This window comes from Chitinophaga oryzae (assembly GCF_012516375.2).
GTDB classification, from domain to species: domain Bacteria; phylum Bacteroidota; class Bacteroidia; order Chitinophagales; family Chitinophagaceae; genus Chitinophaga; species Chitinophaga oryzae.
Map to the genome: position 1 here is coordinate 8,263,624 of NZ_CP051204.2, position 14,679 is coordinate 8,278,302.

The window sequence follows — 14,679 nt, forward strand, 5'->3', positions numbered from 1 at the left end:
TAATCGTTAGTCTGCTTTCAGGCTTTCTGCCGGGTTGGCCAGCGCCGCCCTGACAGTCTGGAGACTGGTCGTTGCAAGGGCAATGACCACTGCCACCGCGCAAACGCCGGCAAACATCCACCAGTGAATTTCTACATGAAGCGCGAACCCGTTCAGCCAGCGCTGCATCAGGTACCACGAGATGGGTGTTGCCGCCAGTACCGCGACGAGTACCAGCTTCAGGAAATCTTTCGACAACAACATTACAATACTGCTCACGGAGGCGCCCAGCACTTTACGGATACCAACTTCCTTACGCCGCTGCGCCATCACCAGCATGGCAATAGCGAACAGTCCCATGCAGGAGATGAGAATGGCCAGTACCGCGCCGCTCATAAATATCCTGGAGAAACGGGCCTCCTGGCGATAGAGCCGGTCGGTATTTTCATCAAGGAAGCTGGGCTCGCTCATTGTCAACGGATCAATTTCTTTCCAGAGAGCGCTGATTCGCTCCATGGTGGCGGCCGGATGGTTGGTATTCACTTTCACAAAAAGATAGCTCTTGCGGGCCGATGCCGACATGGATAACATCAGCGGGTCTATCTTTTTACGAAGTGACTCGAAGTGATAGTCTTTTACCACACCAATCACATGATAGTTATTACCATTGGCGTTATATACAACGTTCAGCGGGTCCTTCTCCCCAAGCTGTTTAGCCATTTGCTCGTTGATCACCACCCCGGTGGTATCGGCGCCGTACCGGCGGGAAAAATCGCGGCCGGCAATTAAAGTCAGACCTAACGTTTTAGCATAATCGTAGTCTACCACCATCGCCTGCGTATTGACATGGTTTCCTTTGTAGTCGAAGCCGAGCGTCCAGTTGCCGGATGATCCGTCTTTCCCGAGGCCCATATTCAGGGTGCTGGCGGTAATACTCTCTACCGCAGGTTCAGATGCCAGCCGGTTGCGCATGGCAGTAAGCGCCTGTTGCGGAGCATTCCCTACCGGAATACTGATCACCTGCGTGGTATTATAGCCTAACGGTGTGGCACGTATGAAATTAAGCTGCTGCCAGATAACGGCTGTACAGCTGATCAGCAGGGCCGCTACCATGAACTGGAAAACAATCAGGCCGTTACGTACGCGCCCGCCCCTGCCCAGGTCCAGCTTACCTTTCAATACCTGTATAATATTCACCCTTGCTATCTTCCATGCAGGATAACCGCCGGCCAGCAGGGTTATACCAAAGAAAGTGGCGGCAGTGCCCAATATCAGCCATCCGTTCTGAAAGAGGCGGAAACTCAGGGCATGCCTGAAAGTGGCATTATAGTAAGGTAACAACAGCGTTGCCAGCAACAGGCTTAGCACCAGAGAAATAAAACACAGCAGGAAAGCTTCGCTCCAAAACTGCAGCATCAGCTGCCTGTCCATAGCGCCCAGCGCCTTTCGCAGCCCTATCTCACTGCCACGGGTAAACGATCTGGCGATAGACAGGTTGATAAAATTAACACAGGCGATACCGGTAATAAGGCAGGCCAGCATCACCATCATCCAGGGATAAAAGGGATTCAAACCGGTGCCGAAAACGCTGTGAGGCGAAAGATGCAGGTCGCTCAGTGGTATCGTCCGGATACGCAGGAACTCCCCGTCTTCATCAGGTGCTCCTCCCATCCCTTTCAGGTCCCGGATGAGGTCCCCCATATATTTGTGCGCTACCTGCACCAGATCTTTACGCAGTGCGGCCGCGGAAACAGCGGGCGCCATTTCCAGCATAACAGGATAAGAGGAAGTATGCCAGTCATTACGAATGTCAGCATAATTTTCTACGTTCTCAAACCTTATCAGCGCCTCAAAAGAAAGCGAAGAGTTGTCCGGGATATTGTCCGCTACCGCTGAAACGACAAACGGTTTCCACTGCTCTCCGATATTTACCTCCACTGTTTTTCCAACCGGATCTTCCCCGTTAAAAAGCGAGGAGGCAGACCTCCGGGTGAGCACCACCTGGTCCAGCCGGTCCAGCGCCGTATGGGGGTTTCCCTTCTGCAAAGGGAAAGAAAACATCTGCAGGTAATCGGGGTCTGTCATCTGCACATCGAGGTAAATACTCTTATCCTTGTACCGTACGGACAGATTATCGCCGCCGATACGGGTAACATGTTTTACGCCCGGTACTTCTTTCCGTAACACCCCGGCCATCGGTTCTGAAAAGCTTTTGGAAATACGGGTGCCGTTTGACTGATGGTCTTCCCGGTACAACTGGTAAATGTGGTCCCGGTGCTGTTGAAAATCGTCATAACTCCACTCCTTATAGGCGGTAAGGGATAGCAGCAGCGCTGCACAGATAGCGATACTCATGCCGGTCACGTTTACTGCCGCAAATACTTTCTGCTTCCATAAATTCCGCCAGGCAATCCTGAGGTAGCTTGTAAACATGAGATATCGTTCGTTTAAAAGTTAGAAAATAAAACAGGGCGCGTAGAAACACACTCTGATTTGCTGTTCACTTGTTATACTCTTTATAATATTTTAATCATTTCTCAATACATCCACCGGGTTAGACCGCGCTGCCCGCCATGTCTGGGAGATGATCGCCAGTAGCGCGATCCCCAGCAGCGCAACAAAACTGCCTGCCAGTGTAAAAAAACCTATGCTGATCCGGTTGGCAAATATTTGCAGGAACAGTTGACTGGCCAGATACCCGAGCGGCAGCGCAATCAATCCTGCCAGCAGGATAAGGCGGAGATAATTACGGGAAAGCAGCAGCACCAATCCGGATACGCCGGCGCCCATTACTTTGCGGACGCCAATTTCCTTCCGGCGGGTAAATGTTGTGTAAGACACCACGCCCAGCAGGCCCAGCGCGGCTATCACGGTGATCATAAATACCAGTATTGCCAATCCTGACACCGGCTCTTTGCCGCTGGTTTTCTCCCGCATCAGGTCACTCATCCATTCCGCAGAAAACGTTTCTCCCGGATGCATCTCCATCCAGGCTTTTTTGATGCCCGCTGTCAGTGCGTCTTTGTCATTTGTGTTTACCAGCACCTGCAGCTGTGTGAACTGCCCCGGCACAAACCGGATGGCCATTGGAAACACGGGCGCTTCTATAGGCTGATAATTAAAATCCTTTACTACCCCGATGATGCTCACCATAGCGGAATCAGTAAGCCATATGGCTTTCCCGATGGCGTCTGACGGAGATGTGAGGTTCATCGCTTTCACCATCTGCTCATTGACGATAACATATTGTTCATGGTCCCGGGGCATATTGGCCGGAAAGCCGGACCCCGCCAGGAGCCTGAGCTGCATCACTTTCAGGAAGTCGGCGTCGCCGGCATAGTAGCCCGCCTGCATATGGTTCCCGTTGACCGCTGTTTTTATCTGCATAAAACCACTGTGGCGGGGAACGCCCAGGGTGCCTGAGCTGGCGGTGATCATCTCCACGCCTTTCACCTGCATCATCCTGTCTTTCATCAGCTGGAAGTCAGCGTCTGCCAGCGGTACATTCAATATGTTCTCACGGGCAAACCCCATGTTATAAGCGGCTTTATAGGCAAACTGCCGGTACACGGTCACAAAAAAGACGATGGCTGTCAGCGACAACGAAAACTGTATCACGATCAGGGTTTTGCGCAGTCCCAGTCCACCGAACAGTTTGATGTCCACCATGTTGCGCAGTACCTTGGACGGCTGAAAAGACGACAGCGCCCAGGCCGGGATAATGCCCGCCAGCGCGCCCGTCAGCACGCTGAAGAGCAGGAACCACCCTATCAGCATATAGTCTACCGGTTCACCGGAAAGGAAGCCGATGCCGATAGAAGTATAATGTTCCGCCAATATCAGCAATGCCATGGCCAGTATCAGTGCCAGCAGGCACATGATCACCGATTCGACGATGAACTGCATGAATACCTGCCAGCGGTAGGCGCCGTTGACTTTACGGACGCCCACTTCGCGCGCCCGCTGCAGCGAACGAACAATGGATAAATTAATATAGTTAAAGCAGGCACATACCAGCAAAGCAAAACCAACGGCTATTTCCGCCAGTACTTTGCCCCAGGGCGGCGCGCTGCCAATATCGTTATACATTTCCCGGGAAGGGGAGATACTGCGGAGTGACTGCTGCTCCAGCGTAATGCTGCCAACCCCTTTGGAAGCCGGCTGATAATATCTTTGAGAGATAAAGGACAAGGCGGTGGCCAGCGCCGCTTCGCTGACATCCGGTTTAAGCTTTACATATACATACCCGTCCTGTACGTTGTTCCAGTTCAGCAGCCGCTCCGGTAACAGGCCCTGTTGCTCCAGCGCCGGCACCGAGGAAAGCGAAGCATAAGCCTCGTAATCGATATGGCTCAACCCCGGCGGGGGCGCCAGGATACCGGTAACGATGTAATCGCCCAGTTTCTCAAAATGCACCACCTTGCCCATGGCGGACGCAGTGCCGAAAATGCGGCTGGCAGCAGCCTCGCTTAATACGATGCTGTTAGGCGCAGACAAAGCTGTGGCCGGATTACCGCTCTGTAACCGGAAGCCAAATACCCGGAAGAAGGCTGGTTCCGTAAAGGCGCCACTGACGGGCAGTTTCTTCTTACCGGCGGTTACGTTGCCGTTTAAAACGCCGTACAGGCTTACCGCGTCCTCCGCGATGGCGTAATCCTGCCGCAATACGTTGGTCAGCGGCAAAGGCGCGCTGGCCATATGGTAATGCTTTCCCTCCTGCGTTATCGCCTGGGAAGTGATCCGCCAGGTACGGGAGGCCGCAGGATGAAATTTATCGTAACTGAAATTCTTTTTGGTGGACTTTAATACCATCAGACATACGGTCATGCTCAGCGCCAGCCCGGCAATATTGATAAAAGCGAAGAGCTTCTGCCGACGCAGGTTCCTGAAAGCAATTTGTATGTAACGGAGTAGCATATACGTAAGTAGCAATTATTCTGTTCTCAGTGATTTTACCGGGTTCATGAGCGCAGCCTTCACCGACTGGATACTCACGGTAAACAGCGCTATCAGGATAACAATGAAAGCCGTAAGCGCAAACAGCCACCAGTACAGGTGTACCCTGAAAGCAAAATGGCTCAGCCACTGTTCCATAGCATACCAGGCTATCGGTAACCCGATGGCGACGCCCGCCAGCACCTGCTTGAGAAAATCGCGCGACAACAACGCGGATACGTGCGTCACAGAAGCTCCCAGTACTTTACGGATACCAATTTCTTTCGTCCGTTGCCGGGCTATCAGCATAGAGAGTCCCAGTAATCCCATACAGGCAATAAACACGGCAAGACCGGCAAATATGCCGAATATCTTTCCCATGGTACGTTCACCGGTATACTGTAACTGTAAGGCCTGGTCTATAAAAGAAAAGTTGAAAGGGCTGTCTGGGGCAAACCGGTTCCATACCCGCTCAATATTCGCCAGTTGTTTCTGGCTATCACCGGGCGCAAGCCTTATCGTCAGTACTTCCGCATCTTCCGGTCTTATTTGATAAACAACAGGGTCTATCTGATAATGCAGGGAACGAAAATTAAAGTCCTCTACCATTCCTATGATCGTTCCGTGTTTGGTCAGATTACCGGGTCTCCATTCAATCCGTTTACCCAGCGGATCTGCAAACCCTAGTCGTTTAGCTGCCGCTCTGTTTACAATAAATGCTGCCGTCGAATCCGTTGCCATCGTGGGATCAAAGTCCCTGCCGGCTATCAGCTTAATCCCTGTTGTTTTCAACAGTGCGTCGTCGCCGCTGATCACGTTGGCAACAAAAGACTCTTTGTTATCCACCCCTTCTCTCGCAATAGCGGTACCGTTCATAATACCTACGCCGATCAGAAAATTGCTCCGGGAAGCCTCCTGCACGCCCGGCAATTCTTTCACTGCCGTACGCAGCAATCCGGCTTTGGAATCTATTCCGTCGAGGTAAACGTTCACCAGATGATCTTTATCAAATCCGAGGTTCTTCTTCTGCCAGAAACGCAACTGCGTATACACGACTACAGAAGCGACAATCAATATCACTGCAATGGCAAACTGCGATACCACAAGGGCCCGCCGGATAAATGTCTTCCTGCCGGGAGTAATAAAGCTGCCTTTCAGCACTTTAACAGGTATCAATCCCGAGAGGTACAAGGCCGGATAACTGCCTGCAAGCAGACCTACAGCGGTCACGAGCAACAATAAGCCTCCATAAACTGACATATCCGTTGCTGTAAACAACGTTAGTTGTTTACCGGTGATAGTGTTAAATACCGGCATAAAAACCAACACCAGCAGTAAAGCGCCGATCAGCGACAACAGGCTGATCACCAGCGACTCGGTCAGAAACTGCAGCACAAGGCTCCTCCTTTCGGCGCCTAACGCCTTGCGAAGCCCTACTTCTTTAGCCCTTTCATTCGCCCGGGCCGTGGTCAGGTTCATAAAATTAATACAGGCAATCACTACAATAAAGGCTGCAATGGCAACATACAACCAGATCATGGGCGTATTATCCGGCCCGCCGCTGTCGCTGTCGGGATGTAGGTGAACATGCTTCAATGGCTGTAATTCCAGAAAAAATTCGATTCCGTACTTCCTGGTAATTTCCCCGATATGCACCTCCACAAAGTTCTTTAACAGGGGTATTAATGCAGTGGGGGTAACATCTTTGGCCAGCTCCACATAGGTGGCATTATTGGTGAACATGAACCACTGGCTTTCCCAACGGCTGTTTTCGCTGGTCAGCGTAGCAAATGACTGAATAACCTCCATCCGAAGGTCCGTATTAGCCGGCATATCAGCAGCTACGCCGGTAACCGTGCAATTATACTTATTGCCCACTTTCAGCAATTTCCCCATCGGCGATTCCTGACCAAAATATCTTTTGGCGGCACCGGCTGTGAGCACCACGGTATAAGGCGTGCTGAGTGCGGTTGCGGGATCTCCCTCCAGTAGCGGAAAATCAAACATCTGAAAAAAAGAAGCATCGGCATAACCTGTATGCGCTTCCAGTATCTTTTTATCTCCGTAGGTATACAGTGTAGTGCCCGGTGTGAATATTCTTACCGCATCTTTAATGCCGGAGATCTCCTTTTTGAGCGCAGGGCCAACAGCTATCTGTGTGTTTGCACCATGATCCATAGAGCCGTTGGCACTATTACTTTCAACTTTCGTAAGCCGGTAAATACTATCTGCCTTACGGTGGAAGCGGTCAAAACTCAGTTCATCCCGCACGTATAGCACAATCAGTATACAGCAGGCCATTCCCACTGCCAGCCCAAAAACGTTGATGACAGTGAGAAACTTATGCCGCTGCAAATGACGGAACGCGATTCTGTAATAATTCCGGAACATGATGCGATGATTTTAAAATGGCGGAAGGAGAAAATCACACATGAAACTGTTCCTTAATGTTCTCAGTTACTACCCGTCCGTCGAATAAGTTGATAATACGGTGGGCAAACCCTGCGTCATAAGGAGAGTGGGTCACCATGATCAGGGTGGTACCGGCATTATTCAGTTCCTGCAACAGCTTCATTACTTCTTCACCGTTGGAGGAATCAAGGTTACCGGTAGGTTCGTCCGCAAGGATCAGGTTGGGTTTGGCCACTACGGCGCGGGCAATGGCCACACGCTGCTGCTGGCCACCGGACAGCTGCTGCGGGAAGTGGTTGCGGCGATGCATTATGTTCATCCGTTCCAGCACCTCCTCTACTTTCTGTTTCCGTTCTGCCGGCGCCACCTTCAGGTACAGCAGCGGCAGCTCTACATTTTCATATACGGTTAGTTCATCAATCAGGTTGAAGCTCTGGAATACGAAACCGATAGACCCCTTACGCAGCTGCGCCCGCTGACGCTCGCTCATTCTTGCCACCTCTTTGCCCCAGAAATGATACTCACCGTCACTGGGATTGTCCAGTAACCCGAGTATATTCAGCAAGGTGGACTTTCCACAACCGGACGGTCCCATAATCGCCACAAATTCCCCATCCTGCACTTCCATGTTAATGCCATTGAGCGCAGTTGTTTCCACTTCTTCTGTAGTGAACAGCTTTTGTAAGTTAACGGTACGTATCATATCTCTTGATTGTCTTTAATGAATGATGGTTTTACAATACTCGTATATATAAAAACAGGTGATGTTTTAAAATGCCAGTACATCCTTGTTACCAAAGTTTTCGTAGGAAGAGGTGATCACCTGGTCACCCGGCTGCAGCCCTTCCAATACTTCAAAATACAAAGGATTTTTCCTTCCGAGCGATATATTCCGTTTAACGGCTTTGTTCCCGCCCTTATCCACTACGTATACCCAGTTACCGCCCGTGTCGGAGAAAAAGCCTCCAAGGGGTAACAGCAACGCTTCCTGCGATTTGCCCAGCACCAGCCGGATAGGAGTGGACTGTCCACGGCGGATACCCTCAGGTGCTTGTTTTTCGAAATTCATATCCGCTTGAAAACGACCACTTTTCACTTCGGGATACACCTTGGTAACGACCATGTCATAAGATTTGCCGTCGAACTCGAAAGTAGCTTTCAGGCCGGCAAAAACCTGTGATACATAGTGCTCGTCAATGTCTGCGCGTAACTTAAACCCGTTCAGGTCGTCAATCTGGCCAATATTCTGCCCGGCAGTAATGCTGGAGCCCACTTCCACATCAATAGATGACAGCTGGCCGGACACCGGGGCCCGTACAATCAGGCTGTTGAGGTTCTGTTTCATCAGCTCCAGGTTGCGCTGCGTGCGGGACAGGGTCCCTTCCAGCTGCGTAATCTGCTGACGGGCATTGTCCCGCTGATAGGCCTGGGACTGTGTCTGGATCTCACGCTGCCGTTTCAGCCCCTCCAGTTCAATCTTGTTTTTATTGAACTCCTGGCGGGCCACGATCTTCTCCTCTACCAGTTGTTTGTTGCGGTCGTAAAGGTCCTGTGCAGCGTCAATCTTGGCGTCCAGGTCGGAAATGGTCTGCTGCATCACAAAGTCCTGCTGACGGATATTCAACCGGGTGTTCTGCAACTCATTCCGCAGACGGTAGATCTCTGTTTCGTGGTTCACAAATTCCATCATCATACGCTGGTTGTCCAGTTTCAGGATGGAATCGCCTTCTTTTACCATACTGCCGCCTTCGAGATACTTGCGGCTTACATAGCCGCCTTCAATCGCATCGAGACGGATGGTCTTCAATGGCATCACCACGGCGGTAACAGCGATATATACATCGAATGTTCCCTTTTTAACAGTAGAGATCGTGATCTTGTCTTTCTCCACATTCAGCGTGGCCCGGTGATCGGCAAAAATCAGCGTATACAGTAACAGCAATGCTACCAGCCCGCCACCGCTGATCATCAGGATGCGCTTTTTATTCCAGAACTTCTTTTCTATTTTTCTGTCCATGTTAATTATCAAAAAGTTTGTGCCCAAGGAATTCCAATCCATATGCCAAAGCACAAAACACCACGCCATCAAGCATTCAGAGGGATAAACCGGTTGAAAAACGTCCTATGCCGGACAGCCGGTGTTCATAAACGGACACTTTTCGGAAAGCCTGAAATAAAGCGCTTTTGTAAAAAAATCTTTCTGTAATATTGTTGCATTCACCTTTTACCCATGACCACCATGCAACCCGGAAAAATTCTGATCGTTGACGACGATGTTGATGTATTGCGTGCAGCCCGACTGCTGCTGAAACGGCATTTCGAACAGGTGGATTTTGAAAAAAATCCGCAGAAAATCCCGTATCTGGTAACCAACTTCGACTACGACGTTATACTGCTGGATATGAACTTCACCCGTGACCTCAGCAGCGGTAAGGAAGGATTCGAATGGCTGGACCGCATCCTCGACATCAAACCCGATACAGCCGTGGTATTGTTTACCGCCTACGGCGATGTGGAAATGGCGGTAAGGGCCATTAAATCCGGCGCAGTGGACTTCGTGCTCAAACCCTGGGAAAATGAAAAACTACTGGCCACTATCCAGTCAGCCTACAACAAACGGGCAGCCAAACTGGACAAACCGCCGGTAGTACACAACACCGGCAACCTGATCGTAGGCAACAGCCCGGCCATGCAGGCCGTCTTCGATACCGTTTCCCGTGTAGCCGCCACCGATGCCAATGTACTCATCCTCGGCGAAAACGGCACCGGCAAAGACATGCTGGCCAGACACATTCACCAGCAATCACACCGCAGCGGAAAACCTATCGTCAGCGTAGACCTCGGCGCCATCAGCGAAACACTCTTTGAAAGCGAACTTTTCGGCCACGTAAAAGGCGCCTTCACCGACGCCCGCGAAGACAGGGCCGGACGCTTCGAAGAAGCCGCCGGCGGCACCATCTTCCTCGATGAAATCGGCAACATCTCCATCCCCTTTCAGGCCAAACTCCTGACGGTGCTGCAAAACAGGTCCGTCACCAAAGTAGGCTCCAACAAGAGTATACCCATCGACGTTAGACTGATATGCGCCACCAACCGTAATATCCAGCAACAGGCCGCCCAACACCTGTTCCGCCAGGACCTTCTCTACCGCATCAACACCATCGAAATACACCTGCCTCCCCTGCGCGAACGCCGGGAAGACATTGTACCACTGGCAGAACATTTCCTGCAACTGTACCGGGAGAAATATAAACGCCCGGTCAACAGCCTGCATGAATCGCTCATCCAGCAACTGGAGAAATATGAATGGCCCGGTAATATCCGCGAACTGCAGCACGCCATGGAAAGGGCCGTGATCCTTTCCCAGGGCAAATCCCTGCAGGCCAAAGACGTGTTCGTGAAAAACAACGCCGCGCAGGACCAGCAAATGGATACCGGCTATAACCTGGAAGAAATGGAACGCAACATTATCACCCAGGCCATGAAAAAATGTAACGGGAATATCACAGAAGCCGCGAAAGAACTGGGCCTCAGCAGAGCGGCACTCTACCGGAGGCTCGAAAAATACAATATTTAACTGCCTGTTTGCCGGAGCCGCCTCCGGCAAACCTCCTTATCATGAACCGCTTCAGCCTCAATATCATCCTCCGCATACTACTGCTCACCATCACTTTGGCCGCCGTAGTATGGCTGTACATGCGGGACATGACACCGCTCGCAGTCCTTACCATCCCGCTGGTAGCGCTGCAGATATACGGTATCTACTATTATCTCAACCGGATCAACCGTAAACTGACGCTCTTCCTCGAATCCATCCGGTATGAAGATTTCTCTATCCGCTTCAGCGCAGACAACCAGCTGGGCAGGAGCTTCCGGATGCTCAACCACCAGTTCAACGAGGTACTGGAAGCCTTCCGGCAAACCCGCGCCGAGAAAGAAGCCAATCTCAAATACATCGATACCATCATCCAGCATATCAGTATCGGGGTGTTCTCCTTCGACGCCGAAGGGCGGATAGAACTGATCAACCCCGCCGCTTTCCGCCTGCTGGGCATCTATCGCCTCCGCAATATTGCAGAACTGAAAACCGTGCACCCCGGTCTCTCGGAATTACTGACGGAACTGTCTTCCGGCAACAAAACCCTGTACGCCACGCGGCAGGAGCAGCAGCTGTCTATCCACGCCGCCACCGTGCGGCTGCAGGGACGGCTTATCAAGCTCATCTCCATCCAGAATATTCACTCCGAGCTGCAGAAAAAAGAGCTGGAAGCGTGGCAGAACCTGACGAAAATATTACGGCATGAAATCATGAATTCCGTCACCCCCATCGTGTCGCTCATTGGCACCATGAAAGAAATCGTGGACCTCGACATAGCCCCCTCCGCCGGCAACCGGGAAGGCATTGAGGACCTCCGGGAAGCCCTGCTGACAGTGGAAAGCCGCAGCAAAGGCATCATGAACTTCGTAAACGCTTACCGCGACTATACCACGCTGCCGCAACCGCAGTTTACCCGCGTCAATATCAAATCACTGGCAACTACCGTAAGCAGTCTTTTCCAGACAGACATGAAGCAGGCCGGTATCCAGTTCCAGCTGGAAGTGGACGCCGAAAATGTAGAGATCCATGCCGACGTGTCGCAGCTGCAGATGGTACTGATCAACCTGGTGAAAAACGCGATGGACGCCCTCGAACACACCGACAATCCCGGTATCCACATGAAAGTGTATCTCAATAACATACAGCAGGTCTGCATTGAGATCACCGACAACGGCCCTGGTATCGATACCGACGCCATGAACAAAATCTTTATCCCTTTCTTCACCACCAAAAAAACCGGTTCAGGTATCGGCCTCAGTCTCTCACAACAGATTATACAGATGCATGGCGGACAGCTGAAGGTATTAAGCCCGGGCAATAACGGCAACGGATCAACGTTCCTTATTCTGTTGAACACCTGACGTTTGTGCCAAAAGTTTGTTATCTTGTTATAACAACCTGCACAACTCATGAACCCATCCAGATGGTTAGCGCTGTATTTCCTGACCCTCTTTGCTGATCTGGTATTGATCAGCCTGAACATGGACAGCCTCCGCTTTGCTACCAAACCATTACTCGTACCGCTACTGGCTGTTTACTTCCTGACAGCCGGGGAAACAGTACCGGCCAGACAAAAGGCATGGATGTATGGCGCCATGTTGTTTTGCCTGCTGGGAGATGTACTGCTGATGTTTGACCACCTCTTTTTACCGGGACTGGGCTGTTTCCTGGCGGGGCATGTTTTTTACATTTTCTTTTTCCTGACGATACGGTACTCGAATCCGCCGGTTCCGCTCTGCAAATACCACTGGGTATTTCTCAATGCCGCCGCGGTCATCGGTTACATCCTCTTTCTGATGCCTTACCTGGGCAGTATGGTCATCCCGGTGATCATCTATTCGCTGGTGATATCCATCATGCTGCAGAGTGTGATACATGCCTTTCATTACCGTTACCAGCGTATGGCCTGGTATTGCCTGGGAGGCGCGGTGCTTTTTGTGCTGTCTGACGCCCTCATTGCGCTGGGCCGGTTTTATCATCCCCTGCCGGCAGGCGGACAGCTGGTCATGCTCACCTACGGGCTGGCGCAGGCAGGACTGGTGTATGGCGCCGTGCAGTATTACCGCCGGTGACAAAAATCACCGGTATTGGTATTAAAAAAGCGGTAATTTCGTACCCTATGCAGCAAACAGATTTTCTTGTCATCGGTTCGGGGATTGCAGGCTTGACCTATGCACTCAAAGTATCGCAGCAGTGCCCCGATAAAACAATTACCGTTATCACTAAAAGCCGTGAGGATGAAACCAATACCAAATACGCGCAGGGCGGTGTGGCAGTGGTCAACGATCTGGAAAACGACAGCTTTGAAAAACATATAGAAGACACCCTCATCGCAGGTGACGGCCTTTGCAACGAACGGATTGTGGAGATCGTGGTCACAGAAGGGCCCGAAAGAGTCAATGAAATCATCGAATGGGGCGCCAACTTCGACAAAAACCCTGACGGTGACTTCTCGCTGGGCCGCGAAGGCGGACACTCCGTTTTCAGGGTGATCCATCATAAAGACATTACCGGCAAAGAGATTGAACGCGCACTACTGGAAGCCATCCACCGCCGGCCCAATATCAATCTCGTCACCCACTGCTTTGTGGTAGACCTGATCACGCAGCACCACCTGGGCTACCTGGTCACCAAATCCACGCCCGACGTGGAATGCTTCGGCGTTTATGTGCTCAACCTCAACAGCAGGAAAATAGAAACCATCCTGGCGAAAGTAACGCTGCTGGCCACCGGCGGCAACGGGCAGGTGTACCGCAGCACCACCAACCCCACCATCGCTACCGGCGATGGCGTAGCCATGGTGTACCGCGCCAAAGGCCGTATCGAAAATATGGAGTTTATCCAGTTCCACCCTACCGCCCTTTACCAGCCCGGCGTCAGCCCTTCTTTCCTGATCACGGAAGCGGTACGTGGCGACGGCGGCATCCTCCGCAACATCCACGGCGAAGACTTCATGCATAAGTACGATCCCCGCCTGTCACTGGCGCCACGCGATATCGTGGCCCGCGCCATCGACAGTGAGATGAAGATCACCGGTACCGAGTATGTGTATCTCGACTGCCGCCATATGGACATCGAAAAATTCATTCACCACTTCCCTAATATTTACGAGACCTGTAAAGCCGCCGGCATCGACGTGCAGACACAGATGATCCCGGTAGCGCCGGCAGCACACTACAGCTGCGGAGGCATCAAAACCAACGAATGGGGCCAAACCTCCATCCGTAATCTCTATGCCTGCGGCGAATGCGCCAGCACCGGCCTGCATGGCGCCAACCGCCTCGCTTCCAACTCCCTGCTGGAAGCTATGGTGTTTGCCCACCGCTGCTTCATGGACGCCACCAGCAAAATAGATACGCTGGAATTCCGGGAAAACGTGCCCGACTGGGACGCCCGCGGCACCACCGCTCCCCGGGAAATGATCCTCATCACCCAAAGCCTCAAGGAGCTGAAACAGATCATGAGCGACTATGTAGGCATCGTACGGACCAACGAACGTCTGGCCCGCGCCATGCGCCGCCTCGATATGCTGCACGAAGAAACCGAAGCCCTCTACGAAAAAACAGAGGTATCTCCGCAGTTATGTGAATTGCGTAACCTGATCACGGCCGCATACCTGATCGTAAAAGGCGCCGCCTTCCGCAAAGAGAGCAGAGGCCTGCACTTCAATACGGACTACCCGTACAAATGCGAACTGGTGCAAAATATTGTCTTGTAAGCCAACCCGCTGGTTTTCATTACCTTTGCGGGGCATT

At 51.7% G+C, this 14,679-nt stretch carries 9 protein-coding genes; 4 read left to right on the forward strand and 5 right to left on the reverse strand.

Annotated elements, in window-relative coordinates:
* Nucleotides 1-6: 6 nt before the first annotated feature.
* The 5 genes from HF324_RS32840 to HF324_RS32860 form a co-directional block, all read right to left on the reverse strand.
* Nucleotides 7-2,412, reverse strand: coding sequence for an ABC transporter permease (locus tag HF324_RS32840; protein ID WP_168861676.1), 2,406 nt, complete (start codon nt 2,410-2,412; stop codon nt 7-9).
* A gap of 93 nt (nt 2,413-2,505) precedes the next feature.
* Nucleotides 2,506-4,896, reverse strand: a complete 2,391-nt coding sequence (locus HF324_RS32845) for an ABC transporter permease (RefSeq protein ID WP_168808075.1) — start codon at nt 4,894-4,896, stop codon at nt 2,506-2,508.
* Nucleotides 4,897-4,911: 15 nt separating this feature from the next.
* Entirely contained in the window at nt 4,912-7,305 is a 2,394-nt protein-coding gene (locus HF324_RS32850; RefSeq protein ID WP_168861677.1) for an ABC transporter permease, read from the reverse strand.
* Between the two features lie 34 nt (nt 7,306-7,339).
* Entirely contained in the window at nt 7,340-8,029 is a 690-nt protein-coding gene (locus tag HF324_RS32855; protein WP_168808079.1) for an ABC transporter ATP-binding protein, read from the reverse strand.
* 66 nt (nt 8,030-8,095) lie between these two features.
* Nucleotides 8,096-9,343 (reverse strand): efflux RND transporter periplasmic adaptor subunit, encoded by a 1,248-nt coding sequence (locus HF324_RS32860; RefSeq protein ID WP_168808081.1) that lies wholly within the window; start codon nt 9,341-9,343, stop codon nt 8,096-8,098.
* A gap of 213 nt (nt 9,344-9,556) precedes the next feature.
* Here HF324_RS32860 and HF324_RS32865 point away from each other — a divergent pair, with 213 nt between their 5' ends.
* Genes HF324_RS32865 through nadB form a run of 4 tightly spaced genes read left to right on the forward strand, consistent with a single transcriptional unit; the run spans nt 9,557 to nt 14,642 of the window.
* Complete coding sequence (locus HF324_RS32865; RefSeq protein ID WP_220100653.1) at nt 9,557-10,903, forward strand: sigma-54-dependent transcriptional regulator; 1,347 nt, start codon at nt 9,557-9,559, stop codon at nt 10,901-10,903.
* A gap of 41 nt (nt 10,904-10,944) precedes the next feature.
* Nucleotides 10,945-12,285, forward strand: coding sequence for a sensor histidine kinase (locus tag HF324_RS32870; protein ID WP_168808083.1), 1,341 nt, complete (start codon nt 10,945-10,947; stop codon nt 12,283-12,285).
* A 48-nt stretch (nt 12,286-12,333) separates the two neighbouring features.
* A complete protein-coding gene (locus tag HF324_RS32875; protein ID WP_168808086.1) occupies nt 12,334-12,996 on the forward strand; it encodes a lysoplasmalogenase in 663 nt (220 codons plus the stop codon).
* A gap of 47 nt (nt 12,997-13,043) precedes the next feature.
* Entirely contained in the window at nt 13,044-14,642 is a 1,599-nt protein-coding gene (gene nadB, locus HF324_RS32880; protein ID WP_168808088.1) for an L-aspartate oxidase, read from the forward strand.
* Nucleotides 14,643-14,679 lie beyond the last annotated feature (37 nt).

What these genes read in the sequence shown, in the direction of transcription:
- HF324_RS32855 (WP_168808079.1), bottom strand. Translation starts at nt 8,029, where the DNA reads ATGATACGTACCGTTAACTTACAAAAGCTGTTCACTACAGAAGAAGTG.
- HF324_RS32860 (WP_168808081.1), bottom strand. Translation starts at nt 9,343, where the DNA reads ATGGACAGAAAAATAGAAAAGAAGTTCTGGAATAAAAAGCGCATCCTG.
- HF324_RS32870 (WP_168808083.1), top strand. Translation starts at nt 10,945, where the DNA reads ATGAACCGCTTCAGCCTCAATATCATCCTCCGCATACTACTGCTCACC.
- HF324_RS32875 (WP_168808086.1), top strand. Translation starts at nt 12,334, where the DNA reads ATGAACCCATCCAGATGGTTAGCGCTGTATTTCCTGACCCTCTTTGCT.
- HF324_RS32845 (WP_168808075.1), bottom strand. Translation starts at nt 4,896, where the DNA reads ATGCTACTCCGTTACATACAAATTGCTTTCAGGAACCTGCGTCGGCAG.
- HF324_RS32850 (WP_168861677.1), bottom strand. Translation starts at nt 7,305, where the DNA reads ATGTTCCGGAATTATTACAGAATCGCGTTCCGTCATTTGCAGCGGCAT.
- HF324_RS32865 (WP_220100653.1), top strand. Translation starts at nt 9,557, where the DNA reads ATGACCACCATGCAACCCGGAAAAATTCTGATCGTTGACGACGATGTT.
- HF324_RS32840 (WP_168861676.1), bottom strand. Translation starts at nt 2,412, where the DNA reads ATGTTTACAAGCTACCTCAGGATTGCCTGGCGGAATTTATGGAAGCAG.
- nadB (WP_168808088.1), top strand. Translation starts at nt 13,044, where the DNA reads ATGCAGCAAACAGATTTTCTTGTCATCGGTTCGGGGATTGCAGGCTTG.